Origin of the sequence: Mesorhizobium sp. M0159 (assembly GCF_040322295.1) — a bacterium.
In the GTDB taxonomy this organism is placed as follows: Bacteria; Pseudomonadota; Alphaproteobacteria; order Rhizobiales; family Rhizobiaceae; genus Mesorhizobium.
This window is the reverse complement of sequence record NZ_JAMYTF010000057.1, coordinates 1-17,846: the sequence shown is the minus strand read 5'-3', so window position 1 is coordinate 17,846 and position 17,846 is coordinate 1. Positions and strand designations below refer to the sequence as shown.

Genomic DNA, 17,846 nt, shown 5'->3' with positions numbered 1-17,846 from the left:
GGTCAGGGTTGCGTTGTGCCGGGCAGATCGATGCCGGTGATGCGGGCGTAGACCCGGGCGACCGAGGCATCGTCGTCGCGTCCCATTCCGCCAGCCGACGTCATCAGGAACATCTGCAGCGCGGCGGCTGCAACCGGCACCGGGTATTTGGCGCTGCGGGCCATGTCCTGGATGATGCCGAGATCCTTGACGAAGATATCGACCGCGCTGCGCTGCGTGTAGTCTCCGTCGAGCACGTGCGGCATCCGGTTCTCGAACATCCAGGAGTTGCCGGCCGAGGCCGTAATCACCTCGTAGACCTTGCGGAGGTCTAGCCCCTGGCGGGCGGCAAACACGATGGCTTCGCTCGCTGCGGCGATATGTACGCCAGCGAGCAACTGATTAATCATCTTGAATGCGGCGCCGGTGCCCGGTTCGTCCCCCAGTTCATAGAGTTTGGCTGCCATGGCATCGAGCAACGGGCGCGCCTTTGCGAACGCGGCAGGGCTGCCGGACGCGAGAATGGTGAGGGCGCCTTCCGCGGCCCGGACCGAGCCGCCACTGATTGGCGCGTCGAGATAGAGCCGCCCCGTCTCTTCCAGGCGGGCCGCGAACTTGCGTGCGAGATCGGGGTCCATCGTGGCCGAGGAGACGAAGACCGCTCCTTCGGGCAGTGTCTCGCCAACGCCATGCTCACCAAAAAGGATGGCTTCGGTTTGTGCCGCGTTGACGACGACCGAAACCACGACATCCGCATCCTGAGCCGCCTGGGCGGGGGTCGAAGCACCCCGCCCGCCTTGGGCGACGAAACGCGTAACCGCAGCTTCATCGACGTCGAAGCCGGTCACCTCGAATGCTGCGCGCTGCAGCGACTGGGCCATCCCGAACCCCATCGAGCCGAGGCCGATCACGGCGACCCTGGTCGCTTTGGTCACCGCGGGGTTTTCCCTTTGCACAGCCTGAACAGTCATCATGGAAACTCCATTTTCCGTCGGTGTCATCACTTGTTGACCAGCTTGGCGGGCGTCGTCAGCACCAGGATCGCGCCGGCCACGAGGATGGCGGCGAGCGCGTACATGGCGACGTGCGTCGTCCCGGTCAGGTCCTTGAGGTAGCCCACAAGGTAGGGACTGGCGAAGCCGGCCAGATTGCCTACCGAATTGATCAGCGCAATGCCCGCTGCGGCGCCGGTTCCCCCCAGAAAGGCTGTCGGCAAAGACCAGAAGAGCGGCGCGCAGGTGATTGCTCCAGCCGCTGCCAGCGACAGGAAGGCGATGGCGATCGTCGGGTTCGAGGACGTTGCGGCGACGATAAAGCCGACGGCTCCGAGCAGCGCCGGCACGACCAGGTGCCAGCGGCGCTCGCGGTGCCAGTCGGCGCTGCGACCGAACAGGTTCATGGTGACGACGGCACAGATGAATGGGATGGCGCTGATCAGCCCGATGTTGAGATTGCCGGTGACGCCGGTCGCCTTGACCAGGGTCGGCATCCAGAACGTCAGCCCGTATTGGCCCATCACGAAGCAGAAATAGATCAGGCACATCAGCCAGATGCGGCCGTCGCGGAATACCCCGGCGACCGAATGCGCTTCCTCCTTGCGGCGTTCCTCGCGCTCGATCTCTTCTTCGAGCACCCGCTTTTCCGCTTCGCTCAGCCACTTGGCGTCACGGATGCCATTGTCGAGGAAGAAGAAGACGGCGATGCCGAGCAGCACAGCGGGAACCGCCTCGATGAGGAACATCCACTGCCAGCCGGCAAGACCGCTATCGCCGTGGAACGAATCCATGATCCAGCCGGAAAGCGGGTTGCCGAAGATGCCGGATATCGGAATTGCGGACATGAAGACAGCGATGATCTTGGCGCGGCGGTGCGAAGGATACCAATAGGTCAGGAAAAGAATTATCCCCGGATAGAAGCCTGCCTCGGCAACGCCCAACAGGAAGCGCAGCAAATAGAACATCGGAGCCGATTCGACGAACATGAAGCCTGCCGAGATCAGACCCCAGGTGATCATGATGCGCGCGATCCACATGCGCGCACCAACCTTGTGCAGGATGATGTTGCTCGGCACCTCAAACAGAAAATAGCCGATGAAAAAGATGCCGGCGCCGAGGCCGTAGACCGTTTCGCTGAAGCCGAGTTCGGCGGACATGTCGAGCTTGGCGAAGCCGACATTGACGCGGTCTAGATAGGCGACGACGTAACACAGCATCAGAAACGGCACGATTCGCCAGAAGACCTTGCTGTAGGCGATTCTTCGGGTCTCGATTCCTGCCACTGTTTCAGCTGGCAGCGTTGGGGTGAGCACCGTCATTTCATTCCTCCCTGATTGAGGGCGTTCGTCGCCAGTTTCGCGCCACTCATCCTCACTTTTGGCAGCGCTTGCATTGACGGATAACATGGATTGGCAGCGCTGCCAACAGAAAAGTGGCAGCGCTGCCAAAAGTTTGTTGAGTTGGCCACTGCGACGTGCCAAAATGGGGCGGCCAGACAGCTCAGAGGCGGCGGTGGATTAGGGGCTCGGAAATGGTCGACGAAATAGCCGAGGGATGGGAGCGGTGCCGATGATTACCCTCACCGACGTCGCGCGCGCAGCCGGCGTTGGCGAGAGCACCGCCTCGCGCGTGCTACGGGGGCATGGATCCTTCTCGGCAAAGACGCGCGAGAGCGTTCTCAATGCCGCGACAAGCCTCGGCTATGTGCCGAACCGCATTGCCGGAACGCTGGCTTCCACCGGTTCCAGGCTCGTAGGGATTGTCATCCCCTCGCTCAGCAACATCGTCTTTCCCGACATGCTGCGGGGGGCGAACACAGTCCTCGTCGGCGCCGGCTTTCAACCCGTCATCGCGGTAACCGACTATGAATTAGGACGTGAGGAGAGCCTCATCGAGTCGCTGCTGAGCTGGCGCCCAGCCGGCGTCATGGTAGCGGGGCTCGAACACACCGAGCGCGCGGGCGCAATGCTGCGCAACTCTGGTATCCGCGTCGCCGAACTGCTCGATACCGACGGCGACGGTATCGACATCGTCGTCGGCTTCTCCAACCGCGAGGCGGGACGCGCCACCGCGGGCCATCTGGTTTCGCGCGGCTACCGGCAGATCGGCTATGTCGGCCACGACCTTAACCGCGACCTGCGCGCCGCCAAGCGCTTCGCAGGATTTCGCTCGGCACTTGTCGAGGCAGGCCTCGATCTCGCCGGAGAAGAAATCATTCCTGCCTCGTCTTCGATCCAAGCTGGGCGCGACGGGCTGGCGCGCCTGCTGGAGTGCAGCACGAATTTGGACGCTGTCTACTTTTCCAACGACGACATGGCGATCGGCGGCTATTTCCACTGCCTCACCCGCGGCATCACCATCCCCGACCGGCTGGCGATCTTCGGCTATAATGGTCTCGACGTGGCGCGCAGCGCCCCGCAGCCGCTGTCGACTATTCTCACGCCCCGCGTCGCCATAGGGGAGATGGGCGCGCGGCTGGTGTGCTCTGACGGACCACCGACGGTGGTCGATCTCGGGTTCGAACTGGTCGAGGGAGACACGACATGACCGACGTGAGGTTGAGGGAAGAGATCTGCCGGTTCGGGCGTTCGCTGTTCGAGCGCGGTCTGACGCCGGGATCGTCAGGCAATATCAGCCTGCGGCTGGATGACGGTGGCTGGCTGGTCACGCCCACCAATGCTTCGCTGGGATTTCTCGATCCCGCCCGCATTGCCCGCCTCGACGCACAGGGAAAACTTGTCTCGGGCGATGCTCCGACCAAGGAAATTCCCTTGCACACGGCTCTCTATGAGACGCGGGCAGGGGCCCGCGCCATAGTTCATTTGCATTCGACCCATGCAGTGGCCATCACCATGCTGCCCGAAATCGATCCCAAGGCGGTATTGCCGCCGATGACGCCCTATTATCTGATGCGGGCCGGCCAGACGGCGCTGGTTCCCTACTTCCGCCCCGGAGACCCGGCTGTCGCGGATGCGATCAAGGGCCTTGCCGGACGCTACTCCTCAGTGCTGCTGGCAAACCACGGTCCCGTGGTCGCGGGCGTAACGCTCGAGGCGGCCGTATTCGCCACCGAAGAGCTGGAGGAGACTGCAAAACTCTATCTGCTGTTGCGCGGCCTAAACCCCCGCTACCTTTCGCCGGAGCAGGTCAGCGATCTCGTTCGGGTTTTTGGGCTGACTTTGCCGAGGCATGACGAGCATGGCCATTAAGCAAGCCGTCTTGTCGGATGCCGAGGATGGTTCGAGCGAGGTAGCGGGCCGAAAAATTCGCCCTCGAGTTCTGCATGGAGCACGACCTCAGATCATACATCTCATGGGGACAATTCTACTGCGGCCTGGCGCAAGTGCGCCATGGAGAACACCACAACGGACTCGACCTGATGCGAGCCGGGATGTCCGGCATGGACAAGATCAACTTTCGGATCCTTTGGACGGCTCATCTCGGCCACCTCGCCTGGGCGCTTGCGTCGGCGGGTAAAGTCGGGGAGGCGATGGACGTACTCTCGAAGGCATTCCGGGCCGTCGACCAGTACGGCGAGAAAGCGTACGAGGTGGAGCTTCACCGCCTCCGCGGCGACTTGCTCTGGCAAAGGGGCGCAGTCAAGGAAGCAGAGATCGAGTTCTGCAGAGCGGTTGAGATCGCGCGGGCTCAAAAGGCGAAGTCGTGGGAGCTCCGCGCCGCCACAAGCCTTGCACGGCTACACGCCGCGAGGAGATAAGGCTCAGGCCCTCGAAGTCCTCTCGCCGGTCCAATCTTGGTTTATCGAGGACTTCGACACAGCCGATCTACGGGCCGCCAGAACACTTCTCCACACTTTGGAGCTGGACGCTGGGGTTGGGTGAGCCAATTGCCGTGCGGTCGCAGCGCCAACTTTGGTCGCTCGGCTTGCCCTTGGCGAATGGCCCGTATGAGTCCGACTTCCGCTGTTCAGCCGCACAATGACTGGCAGCAAATGGCGCTCTGTGCTCGTTGCCGACGACCGATTCAAACGGCAAGGCTTGGCGCTCCTCGTCCTGCTGGTGCAAGCGCTTCCCCACCTCCGCACCGTACTGCGGTCGGATTCAGCATCTTGCCGGAACTCACGATAATCGACATTCTTGCCTGCCCGACGGCCAGCGTTCCGACGGGTCGTCACGGAGCGCCCGCCCTTGCAAGAAGACGACGCCGAAAACGCATTCCAAGAGGCGATCCTCGCTTCGGTGGTTCGCTCATCGCTCGACTGCGTGATCGTCACGGACGAAGCCGGATTGGTTGTGGAATTCAACCCAGCGGCCGAGGCGACCTTCGGCTATTCGCGCGCTGAAGCGGTCGGCAGACAGATCTCGGAGCTCATCGTCCCGCCGCATCTGCGCAAGGCGCACGCAAACGGGCTTGCGGCATATCTTGCGGGTGGCGCCCCGCGGTTGCTCGGGCGTCGAACAGAGCAGACTGCCATGCGAGCGAACGGCACCGAGTTTCCGGTGGAACTAACGATCACCGAAGCCCGGAGCGGCAAACGTCGTTTCTTCACGGCGAGCTTGCGCGACCTGTCGCAGCGCCACGCTGCCGACGCCGCTCTGCGTGCCAGCGAAGCCCGGTTGGCGGCGTTCATGAAGCATGCTCCCGTAGGCATGTACCTGAAGGATACCGACGGGCGCTATCTGATCGCCAATCCCGAAATGGGAAAGGTCTTCGGCCGGCCGGCCGAGAGCGCGATCGGATTAAGCGCGGCCGACATTTTCGGACCCCAGGAGGCCGCGATGATCGCGGAAAACGATCGCCGCGTCCTGGAATCGGGACAGGCGATTGCAATCGAGGAATTTCTAAACAACGCGGTCGACTATGCCTGGAGCCTTGTCGTCCGCTTTCCCGTTCTGGGGGCCGATCAGCAGCAGGCGCGCATCGGCGGCTTCGATATTGACATTTCCGAGCAGAAGCGCGCGGCCGAGCGCCTGCTGCGAAGCGAGCGGCGCTTCCGAGACCTCACTCACCATCATCCGGTTCCGGTCGTGTTCATAGACTCGCGAACGAGGCAGCTGATTAGCGCCAATCCCGCCTTCCGCGAGATCATGGGCATAGGCCCGGATGACGAGGACCGCTTCCGGCAGCACCGCTGGTTCGCCACACGGGAAGACTATCGGCGCCTCAAAGCCCTGTCACGTCAGCAGCCGCGCGCCGACGGCGTGGAGGCTCAACTTCGGCGTCTGGACGGCTCCGCGTTTCCCGTGTCGCTGAGTTGGCGCCACATCGAGATGGACGACCGACCGGTGATCGTCGGCAGCATTCTTGATCTCACCGCAACCAAGGCGGCTGAAGCCGAACTGGCGCGGTCGCGCGAGGCATTGGCGCAGAGCGAGCGGCTCAACGCACTTGGTTCGCTGCTTGCCGGCGTCTCGCACGAACTCAACAACCCCCTGGCGGTCGTCGTCGCGCAGGCCCAGTTGCTGGAAGAATTTGTAGCCGGAACCGCCCACGCACAGCGGGCCGGCAAGATCAGGCTCGCCGCCGAGCGCTGCGCGCGCATCGTGAAGACCTTCCTGGCAATGGCGCGACAACGCCAGCCGGAGCGCCGCAGTATCGACGTCAACGATCTGATCCGCGCGGTTCTGGATATCGCCGGCTACGGTTTGCGCACGGCAGGCATCGAGGTGCAATGCCGGCTCGCCGAGGGCCTGCCGCCTCTGGAACTTGACCCTGACCAGATGCATCAGGTGTTCTACAACCTGATCGTCAACGCGCAACACGCCCTGCAGGAGATACCGGGACCGCGGCGGATCGAGATCGAAACGGCGCTTGAAGGCAATGACCTCCAGATCGTGATCGCCGACAATGGCCCCGGTGTGCCCGCCGAGATCCGGAATCGCATTTTCGATCCGTTTTTTACCACCAAGGCTCAGGGTGCGGGCACCGGGATCGGGCTCGCTTTCTCGCTCGGCGTGGTGCAGTCGCACAATGGACGGCTGGCCCTGCTTGACCGTGCGGACGGCGCGCATTTCCGATTGCTTTTGCCGGTGGAGGCCTGCACTTCGTCAGATTCAGTCGAAGGTGTTGCGGCGCACTCGGTCGCGGGCATCGGTTGCACCGCCCTTGTGGTCGATGACGAGCGGGAGGTTGGAGAAACGATGGCAGAACTACTACAGGCTGAAGGTTTTGCCGTCAGGATCGTCGAGGACGGCGCCGGCGCCAAGGCAGCGCTGATGAGTGCTGTTTTCGATGTGATCTTTTGCGATCTGCGGATGCCGAACATCGACGGCCCCGCCTTGTTCGACTGGGCCTGTCAGGCAAGCCCGGGCATAGCGGAGCGATTCGTTTTCGTTACCGGCGACACGCTCGGCGGCGCTGCGGCGCGCTTCCTTGAACGGGCCGGTCGACCAGTTGTCGAGAAGCCGTTTTCGCGCGATTCCATCCGCCGGGCACTAAGCTCGTTGGCAGACGTTCCGCGCTAGCCAACGACCCTCTTTGCGCGCTGGCGCCTTCGGACAACACCGCAGCTTCAGCGAACACGCATCGCAGTCCAGCTTGCTCGCGCAATACCGCATAAAGCCTTCATCATCGACACTGCGTTGGCGCATGGGCTCTGATTATACCGCGATGGAGCGTCCTACGTCTCAATCGGGTCGACTCAAGCCCTAGCGCGAAGGTCAGGTTTGGAGAAGCGCCGGGAATGGCAGCTCCTGGCGCATTTGGGTCCTTATCGGCTGCCGGAGAGCCAATCGCTCTCGAGTGCAGGCACTCCAGTGGAGTCCAGACGTTGGATTGGACCCTCGACCTCTACAAAAGCACACTAAGCTTCCGGTCGGGCTACGACGGCATTCCGAAGCGATCGCTTCGGCGAGAAGTCGTCGTTCTCAATCGGGCGACGGGGGATACATCGGCGAAGACGGCATAAGGGAGGATGCGCCAGACCGAGCCGACGGAAAGGTCGTAGCCAAGGCGTTGGAGCGGATAGCGCCTGGCCGGGAGGCCGCCGCCAGTCAGACTTACGCGGCGCGTCGTTGAGCGAGGTGGAGACCCGAACGGGCTCGACGAGGGTCCACGGCGGTCACAATGTTGTGGTGGTGATCGCAGTAGACGCGATCCGGCGAAGTTGGCCCAGCACAAAAACGATAACCGCCGGGTACAGAAGGGTCTTCGCTCACCGGGAAGCGGCACTGATAGAGGCCTAGCTGAATGAGGGGGACGTCTCGCGAAGTTAGTCTGATATTTTCAGGCATCATGATGGTTTCCTAGTTCACAGCAATTGCCGGCTGACGGCCGCAGTGCGACCCGTCAGGGGCGAGCTTCTCTCGTTTGGGAGGCTATGGATCACCATATGGTGTTGGCAGCACCGTCAATGAAGCCCGACGCCCTGCTTCTGAAGCCAATAGTTTGCGACTTAAGGCCACACCCATAAACGCATTGGCGATCTACCATCGTGTCCCCGAGGACCCGCCCGCCGCGGTTTGTTCGGCGGGGGTGGGCCTCCTATGAGACGCGCTCTGCCGACCCCCTCGTTCACAGTCCGGACCACCTCATGCGGGGCCGCTCTAGCCGCCAAAACCCAAATCACTCTAAAACGACCGAGTTCCGACCCCTTTAATAGATATGGGCATGATGGCTGGCTATCTCCGCGAGCGGCCTTGGACTGACGGTGTGCTTCGATGATTGTCGCGCCCCGCAGAGTGGCCGGGCTTCAATTTTCTCGTTCCCGGAATGCACGGGTAACCCAGAAGCCGACATTCTCAAAGCTCAGGAGCAACCGACAGCCGGACCGGTGCATTCGATGACGTAGATCCCTGGGATGGGCCCTTTGAGGAGTCGGCAAATCATCGGTCTTGGAAAAGCGGAGTCGGCTGGCTAGGCTTCGGCTTCGTGACTGGGAGGTGACCAGATTCCAAAGCCCACCTTTCTTGACATCGCCCGCCGCGCCGGGGTTGGCACGGCGACGGTTGAGCGCGTGCTGAACGGCAGGGGTGGCGTCACGCCTGCCACTGTCGAGAAGGTCGTCGCCGCCGCTCGCTCGCTCGACTATCCTCGCCGCTTGCCGGAAGCTCATCACGGGGTGATCAGGATCGAGGTCATCCTGGTGCGTCCGGACGCCACCTTCTTTGCCCGACTGTCTCGCGCTTTCGAGCGCATCGCCGCGACGCTCGATCGTTCCATCGCCGTCCACCGCACCTTTCTCGACGAGGCGGACCCGGCGGCGATCGCCAGGCGCATCCTTGATCCGGACATGCGCCGCGCCGGCCTGATCCTCGCAGTTCCCGACCACCCGCTGGTTGGCGCCGCCTTGAGGAAACTCGAGGCCGAAAACATCCCGACCGTGCAGATTGTCACTGAGATTTCCGGCACCAGCGGGGCCTATGTCGGTATCGACAATTATGCCGCCGGGCGCATGGCAGGGCTGTTGTTGTCGCGCATGCAAAGGCGGCCAGGCAAGGTGGTGGCGGTCTGCCACAGCCAGATCTACCGCGTGCACCGCGACCGCGTGCGCGGCTTCTTCGACTACCTGATGGAGACGGCGACCGAACATTTCGAACCGATCGGGGCGCTGTTCGGCCATGACGATGGAGACCGCAACGCTGAGCAGCTTCTTGAAGCCTTGAAGCGCTGGCCGGACCTTGCCGGTTTCTATAATGCAGGCGGCGCCAATTCGGCGCTCAACGATGTCCTGCGCCGAAATCCGCTCGGACGCCAGGTCTTCTTCGTCGGCCACGAGCTCACCGAGCGCAGCGCCGTTGCACTTCGCGAGGGTACGATGGATGTCGTGCTCGACCAGGCACCCGAGGCGCAGGCGAGGCGAGCCATGGACCTCGTGCTGGCGACATTGAACCTGCACGACCTGCAAGTCGAAAACCCGCCGATCCGCTTCGTCACCTTCACTGCCGAGAACCTTTGATCTGATTTGATCAAGATAGAGCGAGCTTCGCCTCCGTCACGGTGCTAACTCCCTGCGAACGGACGGGGATCGCATATGAAGTTCGCCCCCTCATCCAGCCGCTTTGCATCCGCCTTCCCCGTTGGGAGAAGAGGCTGGCGCCAAGCGCAGACGATCTCCCTTTCCCCTCGAGGAAAGGTCGGATTGCCACAAATCGGATGGCAATCCGGGTGAGGGGGCATTCTTTCACATGCAATGGCGCTCCGCGAAGGGAGGACGACTAGTGACGAGACGGCTGACGGCCTACGATCTGAGGAGCGCCAAGGGCAGCCGCAAATGGCTGCAGCTTCACGTCGACACCCCGGCTGAGGCCGCCGCGGCTGTCGCCTGCGATATCGTAATCCTCTCCAGCGAGTCCGACCACAATCTGGAATTGATCCGTGAGGCGGCGCCTTTCGCCTTCTTGTCGGTCGGCATGCCGCATGGCGCGGTCGCCTCGCCCGACGAGGCGGTACGGCTCGGCTTTGACATGATCGAGCGCGGCGCCGACGCCGTCTATTGCTCGCATTCACCGCGCTTCATCGAGGCGATGGCGGCCGAGGGCATTCCGGTTACCGGCCATGTCGGCCTGGTGCCGAACCGCGCTACTTGGACGAATTTTCGCGCCGTTGGAAAGACCGCCGAAGAAGCCTTCAAGGTGCTCCGCGCGGCCAAGGACCTTGAGAATGCCGGTGCCGCCTGCATCGAGGTCGAGGTCGTGCCGGTGCGGCTTGCCGATCACATCACGCGCTCGACCCCACTGATCACCATGGGCATGGGCTGCGGCAGCGCCTGCGACACGCAGTACCTGTTTTCCAGTGACGTGCTCGGCACCCACACCGGTCACTATCCGCGCCACGCCAAACGCTATGCCGATTTCGTGACACTAGACGCCGAACTGCAGGAAAAGCGCATCGCCGCCTTCCGCGCCTTCGGCCGCGATGTGACAGCCGGCGCCTATCCCGAAGCGAAGCACCAGGTCGACATGGACGATGCCGCCTATGACCGCTTCCTCACCCTTTCCCAATCCCTGTGAGATCGACATGGACGACCTGAAATACGGCACGCGCAACAAAAGAGGCGACTGGGCTCCGAGCGAGCCGGCAGGCACCGCGCCGCTGTTCGCCTTTCCGCCTCGTCCGCTGGCGCTGTTGAAATGGCTGCCGCACTATTTCCTGCCCTACAATCTGCTGTTCGCGCTCTCGGCGGTCGCGTGGTGGCACTACGTGCTGCCCGACGTCGAGGTCATGAAGACGCTGAGCGTCGGATGGATCTTCAGGCTCTTCCTCGTCAACTGCGCGGCGCTGCTTGTCTTCTTCGGCGTCTTCGAGCTCAGGCTCTACATTTTGAGAGTCCAGGGCAATCGCTTCAAATACAACGGCAAATGGCCCTCCGAGCAGAAGAGCAAGGCTTTCTTCTTCGAGAACCAGAACCTCGACAACATGCTGCGTACCTTCGGCACCGGCATGCCGATCTGGACGGCGATCGAGGTCGCGATCCTCTACGCCTATGCCAATGGCTACGCGCCGTGGCTGACAGTCGCCGAGCATCCCGTCTACCTGTTTTGCCTGGCGCTGGTAGTGCCAATCATCCACGAGACGCATTTCTTCTTGCTGCACCGGGCAATCCACTGGCCGCCGCTCTACAAATGGGTGCATTCGGTGCACCACAACTCCGTCAACCCGTCGCCCTGGTCATCGCTGTCGATGCATCCCGTCGAGCAGTTCGGTTATCTCGGCGTTGCACTCTGGCACCTGGTCATCCCGTCGAACCCGCTGCTTGCGCTCTACCAGCTCCACTATGCCGGCTTCGGCGCCATTCCCGGTCATGTCGGCTTCGACAAGGTCGAACTCGGCGAGGACACCAGCATCGATAGCCACGCCTACATCCATTACCTCCATCACAAATATTTCGAGGTGAACTACGGCGACGGCCTCATTCCGTTCGACCGATGGTTGGGCACTTTCCACGACGGCAGCAAGGAAGGCGAGGCCCGCATGCAGGCCCGCTACGAGAAGAAGAAGGCGCGCGCCAACGCCGCCCAATGACAGCCCGATCAGACAGCCGAGCGAGGCGTCCGCGCAAGCCATCCCGCAAGGGCCGGAAGTCAAAGGAGGGGTGAACCGGCACTCCATCCACAAGGGAGGAAAACCGTGAAGAAGCTTTTCATTTCGACCGCGTTGGCGGCCTTGATGTCGACCAATGCGATGGCTGCAAAAATTGGCGTCAGCATCGTCAACTTCGACAACAATTTTCAGACGTTGCTGAGGGACGGCATGCAGGCCCGCGCCAAGGAGAAGGGCGCCGGCATCCAGGTCGAGGACGCGCAGAATGACGTCGCCAAGCAACTCGACCAGGTGAAGAACTTCATCGCCACCGGTGTAGACGCCATCATCGTCACGCTGGTCGACACCAATGCGTCAAGGACGCTCAGCGAGGAAGCTGCCAAGGCCGGCATCCCACTGGTCTTCGTCAACCTCGAACCGTCAGACATGGCGAATCTGCCGGAGAAACAGGTCTATGTCGGCTCCAACGAGGTGGAGTCCGGCACGCTGGAAGCGTTCGAGGTGTGCAAGATGCTGCGCGCCAAGGGCAAGTCGGCAGGTGCCAAAGCCTACATCGTCATGGGCAGCCTCGTCCACCAGGCGGCCCTGCAGCGGACCAAGGATGTCGAGCAGATCTTCGGCACCGACATGTGCAACTTCATCAAGATCGTCGACAAGCAGTCGTCCGAATGGTCGCGCGACAATGCCCAGACCCTGATGACCAACTGGTTGACCGCCGGCGGCGCGCCGGACGCCGTCATCGCCAACAATGACGAATCCGCCATCGGTGCCATCCTGGCGCTCAAGGCCAACGGCGTCGACATGAAGAACGTCGTCGTCGGCGGCATCGACGCCACACAGGACGGCTTGCAGGCGATGAAGGCCGGCGATCTCGCGGTCACCGTGTTCCAGAACGCCAAGGGCCAGGGTGGCGGCGGCGTCGACGCCGCACTCGCGCTGGCCAAGGGCGAGAAGGTCGAACGCGTCGTCTACGTGCCGTTCGAACTGGTGACCTCGGCCAACGCCGCCGACTACCTCGACAAGAACTGATCCCAGGACCGGAGCCTCCGGGCGGCATTGCCGTTCCGGAGGCCCGACCGCAACTCATAGAGGAAAAAATGTCCAGCTGGATCACGGTCTGCGGCCTCGACGATATCGAACAGGAAGGTGCCCGCCGTTTTGACCATGAAGGCCGTACCTACGCCATCTTCCGCTCGCCCTATGATGAAGTGTTCTGCACCGACGGCCTATGCACGCACGAAGCGGTACACATCGCCGACGGACTGGTCATGGATTACGAGGTCGAATGCCCCAAGCACGCGGGCGCCTTTGACTATCGCACCGGCGCGGCAAAGCGGCTGCCGCCTTGTGTCAATCTCAGGACCTATCCTGCGAGGGTCGAAGAGGGCTCCATCCTGGTTGCGATGCCAGTGACAGGAGCCTGAGGCTTGGTGGGGCAGTCGACCTGCTCCCGTACCGCTTCGGTCAGTTAACTACTATGCAAGCGGCGTGCCTAAATGTGCGCTTCCGACTATTTCTGCCTGAAAACTGCCGGTCCGCTATTCGGCCCAAAACCGCCAGGCGGCAACGCGCCTGATATCGCACTTTGAGATCAGCTTTGCCGTTTCCTGAAAACTGACATCGCAGGCGACCCCACTGGAGGTCATGGTGGCGCCATTTGCCGACCTTCATTGCGTTTCTCCAAACCTGCCGTTCGCGCTACAGCCTGATACGACCATCAGCGGGCATGGCTGCGTCCTTGGCTCCGCGCTATCAGTAATCAGTGCCGCTATCGCTTGGTTACGTCATGGTAAAAATCTGATGCTGGACATCAGAGGTCGAACGGTCGGAGTCGACCACCCAAAGCCGAAGTTCTATCCGCGACACTATCCAATTGCCCGTCGCTTGTAATCAAGAGGTCATTGGCCTAATCTGAACTGAGGGGATGAGCAGTCTCCCCGTCAGACGGCTTCCGTCCAAGCACTGCGCAAGATCCTATTGAGGGATGGCGCGCGTGAATGGTACGTTCCTTTCGATTGCACCTCACTTATTGTCGCGAATTGTCGCAACTGCTTTGATGGCTGCGGCAAACCTGCCGGTTGCGACGTTTGACGCTGCGGGCCAAGGCACGGAGCCGCCATTACGGCTCGAGGCCAGAATCCCACTCGGAGATGTGCGCGGCCGCATCGATCACATGGCGATCGATTTAAAGAGGCGGCGCTTGTTCGTTGCAGAACTCGGCAACAACAGCATGGCGGTGGTCGATCTCACCCATCGAACCGTGCTTCGCACAATCAAGGGATTACGGGAACCACAAGGTGTCGCCTACCTGCAAGGGACCGACACCCTGTATGTCGCGAATGCCGGCGACGGCTCGGTTCGATTGTTTCGAGGAGCCGATTATGCCGCTATCGGGAAAGTCGACCTAGGGGAAGATGCCGACAATGTTCGCGTGGATAGCGCGACCAATCGGGTCTTTGTAGGGTATGGCAGCGGTGCGCTGGCTGTCATCAATCCCACGACTAACCGGAAAACCGGCGATGTGCCGCTAAAGGCGCATCCCGAAAGTTTTCAGCTCGACGCGAGGACGAGCCACGCCTTTGTGAACCTGCCGGACATACATTCAATCGCGGTCGTCGACCGCACATCACTGGCTCAAATCGCAACCTGGCCGACCGCCGGTTTAGCCGGTAATTTTCCGATGGCGTTGGACGACCCTCACCAGCACGTCCTTATAGCTTTTCGCCACCCTGCGTGGCTCGGCATCTTCTCCATGGGAGACGGTTCGCTCGTCGCGACTGCGAAGATTTGCGGTGATGCCGACGATGTTTTCGTCGATTCGAAACGGCAGCGAGCCTACATCAGCTGCGGAGACGGATTCATTGACGTGATGGATACCTGGGACCCGCCATATCGACGCATCGCGCATATTCCGACTGCGTCCGGTGCACGCACTTCGCTCTTTGTTCCCGCGCTTGACCTGCTTCTTCTCGCGGTTCGAGCGAGCGGAGAGCAGCTGCCGGCAATCTGGGCGTTTCGTCCAACACCTTGAGGTGCGCACCCGTGTGGACGACACGCTCCAGATTGCCAATCGTTTTCCTGTTGAGCTGCACACCGATTGCCTATTCGGCACCGGGCGGAGATGCTTCAATGGCCAGGACCTCTAAGCCCTCAATTTCTTGCATCACGTTTCCAGCGATACCTTGCAAATCGCCGTACATGCCGACGGTCGACTCGATTACGCCTTGTTGGATGATGCTGAGCTCTATTGGATCATGCAAAACGGCATAAAATGACCGGGATGCCTGCGTTTGGTCCAACGCACAACCAGGAAGAGCTATGGGCGATGGTGGCCTTTACCCGACGTCTTCCAGAGATGTCGCAATCGGAATACGAGAAAATCACCGAAGCCTTTGAAGGGCATCATCAGGCTGGAGGTGAAGACGTGCACCGGCTGCGTTTCGCAAGTGAGTCGTACAGGGACTGCGGAAGGGCGGTCGTGATCGCTGTCCGGTCGTGAGGACGAAGGGCCGCCTGATCCTCGGCTGTAGATCGTGTTCGCGCATCAGGTGACGAATCTTCCCTGCCGCGCAGGGCGGTGACGCTTGATAACCAGGTTCGAATTTGTTGCGGAGGGCGCTGCTGGGATCACCGGTCCTAACTTGGTAAGACGTGGGTAGGTTGGATTGTCCGGTTCAATTGGTCATGACTGCGACGCAACGTCCGCTTCCGAGACCGCGATCTGACGGAACTTCTTCCGCGATGGCAGCCTTCTTTTCAAGTTGCGACAGACGCAGGACCTCTTCGAGACAGAGCGCGCCGCCATCTCCGTTGCCGACCGTCCCGCGCCGCGAATTCACGCGGGCCAACTCGAGGACGACCTGAGGACAACCGGGGCGACGCGCGTTGGTGTATATGACGATCGGCACGGTGAAGTGGGTGGAGCTTGGTGTCCGCACGCCCTGTATGCAAGGTCACGGGCAGGTTCTGCCCCTATTCCCGACCTTGACAGCCAAGCGCAATATGCGCCAGTTGCGTCTTCGGTCGTTGCAAGCCGTTGACACGATATGATTCAGCATTGTTGGGCAGCAGCCTGAGGATTGAAACCGATATTCACCTCGTTGGAAGTCTAACGCGACTCCGTCATGATCTTCCGGCCCTGTCGAGCGACGCTGCCAAAGCCGTTGACGCCAACGCAGGTGATGAGGGCAGGCTAGATCAGTGCAGCAGATCCGCCCGGCGACTTATCTTTTCGCGGCCCGAGCCTTGCGCGACATGGGCGACGGCTTCGTGGCCGTTCTGTTGCCGGTCTATCTCCTCGCATTAGGCTTCGCGCCTCTGCAGGTCGGCATCATTGCAACCGCATCGCTGCTCGGTTCAGCGCTCTTGACCATCGCCGTCGGACTCCTTGGTGCCCGACACGATCACCGCCAACTCCTGCTTGCCGCCGCCAGTCTGATGGTCGCCACGGGTGTGGCCTTTGCTGTGGTCCACGACTACGCGCTGCTTTTGGTGATCGCCTTCGCAGGCACCATCAATCCGTCGGCCGGCAGCGTCAGCGTATTCGTGCCCTTAGAGCATGCCGTGCTCACACGCGAAGTCACCCACGCCGCGCGGACCAAGATGTTCGCGCGCTACAGCCTTGTGGGTGCGCTCGCAGCCGCGGTTGGCGCGCTCGCTTCGGCGACACCTGATCTTCTGGCTCCAGCCGGCCTCGATCAACTCACCGGCATCAAGGCGATGTTCGTGCTCTATGCGTTGCTGGGCCTGCTCGGCGGTCTCCTTTACGCGCAGATCCCGCAGCGCCGTCCAACGTCGGACCCCGGCAGCACGTCCGCGCTTGGCCCCTCGCGGAATATCGTTTTCAAGCTTGCGGCCCTTTTTAGCCTTGATGCCTTTGCCGGCGGCTTCCTCGTCCAGTCGCTGCTTGCCCTGTGGCTTTTCGAAAAATTCGACCTGTCGCTTTCGGAAGCGGGCTTTTTCTTCTTCTGGTCCGGCGTCCTTTCGGCGTTCTCATTCCCCGTTGCCGCCTGGCTGTCGCGGCACATCGGACTCATCAACACGATGGTGTTCACACACATTCCGTCCAGCATCGCCCTGATGCTGGCGGCGCTTGCGCCGACGCTCCCTCTGGCGCTCGCCCTGCTGCTGATCCGTGCCGCGCTTTCGCAGATGGACGTCCCGACGCGCTCATCTTACGTCATGGCGGTCGTCACGGAGGCGGAGCGGGCAGCCGCCGCGAGCTTCACATCGGTCCCGCGCAGTTTGGCTGCCGCAGCCAGTCCCGCCCTGGCGGGCGCTCTGTTCGCTGCCTCGTTCCGGGCATGGCCCCTCCTCATCTGCGGCACACTCAAAATCATTTATGATCTGCTGCTGCTGATGCAGTTCCAGAACGTCAAGCCGCCAGAGGAACGCTGATATTTCTTGAGCGGGAGGGGTCAATCGCGAAGGCAAATGTTGGAAAGGTCGTCGATCACTTCGGCTCTGACTCCGGACTTGTCGAATGCCTAATGTGACCCGACATCCTCGACGCGATGCCTGCAGACCATCACCCGCAGCGCAGCAGACAACGAAAGTCTCCGCTGGGCTCTGCCGATCAGGTAGGCCGTGCTTTGTAAAAGCGGCACCAACCATCGGGGCTGATTTCACCCGCGACAATCTCGGATGCATTCGGCTTCAGGAAATGGGTGCACCCGGCACAGCGGCGACCTTTGTTTGGAACATCCTAATAAAGCGCCACAGGCTTTGGGGTTGTTTCGGCGCCGCGCGCCGCAGGCTGACCTGTCATGCAGGAAGGACACCTGCACCGGCAAATCGCCGCGCCGGTCATCGACACCTTAAGAAATTTCCGGCGAGACAGCGCTTGCCCTGGCTCACGTTGTGCCGACCCGCAATTTATCTCACCACGATCTTCTTTAATGATCTTTCCTCTCAATCGAACCCAAAGAAGCG

The 17,846-nt window shown here is 61.6% G+C and carries 14 protein-coding genes; 11 read left to right on the top strand and 3 right to left on the bottom strand.

Going from position 1 to position 17,846, the window contains the following annotated elements:
• Positions 1–2: 2 nt before the first annotated feature.
• On the bottom strand, positions 3–950 hold the full coding sequence (gene ltnD / locus NKJ32_RS30755) for an L-threonate dehydrogenase (protein ID WP_352594647.1): 948 nt from the start codon (positions 948–950) through the stop codon (positions 3–5).
• A gap of 29 nt (positions 951–979) precedes the next feature.
• Entirely contained in the window at positions 980–2,293 is a 1,314-nt protein-coding gene (locus NKJ32_RS30750) for an MFS transporter (RefSeq protein WP_352594597.1), read from the bottom strand.
• 250 nt (positions 2,294–2,543) lie between these two features.
• Here NKJ32_RS30750 and NKJ32_RS30745 point away from each other — a divergent pair, with 250 nt between their 5' ends.
• From NKJ32_RS30745 to NKJ32_RS30690, 11 genes are all read left to right on the top strand, one after another.
• On the top strand, positions 2,544–3,521 hold the full coding sequence (locus NKJ32_RS30745) for a LacI family DNA-binding transcriptional regulator (RefSeq protein WP_352594595.1): 978 nt from the start codon (positions 2,544–2,546) through the stop codon (positions 3,519–3,521).
• Positions 3,518–4,183 carry a 3-oxo-tetronate 4-phosphate decarboxylase gene (otnC, locus tag NKJ32_RS30740; RefSeq protein WP_352594593.1) on the top strand — a complete coding sequence of 222 codons (666 nt, stop codon included), beginning with the start codon at positions 3,518–3,520 and terminating at the stop codon, positions 4,181–4,183. The genes NKJ32_RS30745 and otnC overlap by 4 nt, the downstream gene beginning before the upstream one ends.
• A gap of 191 nt (positions 4,184–4,374) precedes the next feature.
• Complete coding sequence (locus NKJ32_RS30735; protein ID WP_352829870.1) at positions 4,375–4,692, top strand: hypothetical protein; 318 nt, start codon at positions 4,375–4,377, stop codon at positions 4,690–4,692.
• 430 nt (positions 4,693–5,122) lie between these two features.
• Positions 5,123–7,399: a PAS domain S-box protein gene (locus NKJ32_RS30730; protein ID WP_352708787.1), complete on the top strand. Its 2,277-nt coding sequence runs from the start codon at positions 5,123–5,125 to the stop codon at positions 7,397–7,399.
• A gap of 1,424 nt (positions 7,400–8,823) precedes the next feature.
• On the top strand, positions 8,824–9,831 hold the full coding sequence (locus tag NKJ32_RS30720) for a LacI family DNA-binding transcriptional regulator (RefSeq protein WP_352825689.1): 1,008 nt from the start codon (positions 8,824–8,826) through the stop codon (positions 9,829–9,831).
• A gap of 262 nt (positions 9,832–10,093) precedes the next feature.
• Complete coding sequence (locus NKJ32_RS30715) at positions 10,094–10,885, top strand: 3-methyl-2-oxobutanoate hydroxymethyltransferase (protein WP_352829868.1); 792 nt, start codon at positions 10,094–10,096, stop codon at positions 10,883–10,885.
• Positions 10,886–10,892: 7 nt separating this feature from the next.
• Positions 10,893–11,897, top strand: a complete 1,005-nt coding sequence (locus tag NKJ32_RS30710) for a sterol desaturase family protein (protein WP_352594585.1) — start codon at positions 10,893–10,895, stop codon at positions 11,895–11,897.
• Between the two features lie 105 nt (positions 11,898–12,002).
• A complete protein-coding gene (locus NKJ32_RS30705) occupies positions 12,003–12,944 on the top strand; it encodes a substrate-binding domain-containing protein (protein ID WP_352594583.1) in 942 nt (313 codons plus the stop codon).
• Between the two features lie 68 nt (positions 12,945–13,012).
• Complete coding sequence (locus NKJ32_RS30700) at positions 13,013–13,339, top strand: MocE family 2Fe-2S type ferredoxin (protein WP_352594581.1); 327 nt, start codon at positions 13,013–13,015, stop codon at positions 13,337–13,339.
• A 569-nt stretch (positions 13,340–13,908) separates the two neighbouring features.
• Positions 13,909–14,946, top strand: a complete 1,038-nt coding sequence (locus tag NKJ32_RS30695; RefSeq protein WP_352829866.1) for a YncE family protein — start codon at positions 13,909–13,911, stop codon at positions 14,944–14,946.
• Between the two features lie 1,223 nt (positions 14,947–16,169).
• Positions 16,170–17,312 (top strand): MFS transporter, encoded by a 1,143-nt coding sequence (locus NKJ32_RS30690; protein ID WP_352594643.1) that lies wholly within the window; start codon positions 16,170–16,172, stop codon positions 17,310–17,312.
• 307 nt (positions 17,313–17,619) lie between these two features.
• On the opposite strand, the gene NKJ32_RS30685 is transcribed toward NKJ32_RS30690, so the two are convergent.
• Positions 17,620–17,846: hypothetical protein (locus NKJ32_RS30685; protein ID WP_352828321.1), on the bottom strand; the 227-nt coding region annotated here is incomplete at its 5' end.

Coding starts and splice junctions, on each gene's coding strand:
- NKJ32_RS30700 (WP_352594581.1), top strand. CDS start 13,013: ATGTCCAGCTGGATCACGGTCTGCGGCCTCGACGATATCGAACAGGAA.
- NKJ32_RS30750 (WP_352594597.1), bottom strand. CDS start 2,293: ATGACGGTGCTCACCCCAACGCTGCCAGCTGAAACAGTGGCAGGAATC.
- NKJ32_RS30710 (WP_352594585.1), top strand. CDS start 10,893: ATGGACGACCTGAAATACGGCACGCGCAACAAAAGAGGCGACTGGGCT.
- NKJ32_RS30690 (WP_352594643.1), top strand. CDS start 16,170: ATGGGCGACGGCTTCGTGGCCGTTCTGTTGCCGGTCTATCTCCTCGCA.
- NKJ32_RS30735 (WP_352829870.1), top strand. CDS start 4,375: ATGGACAAGATCAACTTTCGGATCCTTTGGACGGCTCATCTCGGCCAC.
- ltnD (WP_352594647.1), bottom strand. CDS start 950: ATGACTGTTCAGGCTGTGCAAAGGGAAAACCCCGCGGTGACCAAAGCG.
- otnC (WP_352594593.1), top strand. CDS start 3,518: ATGACCGACGTGAGGTTGAGGGAAGAGATCTGCCGGTTCGGGCGTTCG.
- NKJ32_RS30745 (WP_352594595.1), top strand. CDS start 2,544: ATGATTACCCTCACCGACGTCGCGCGCGCAGCCGGCGTTGGCGAGAGC.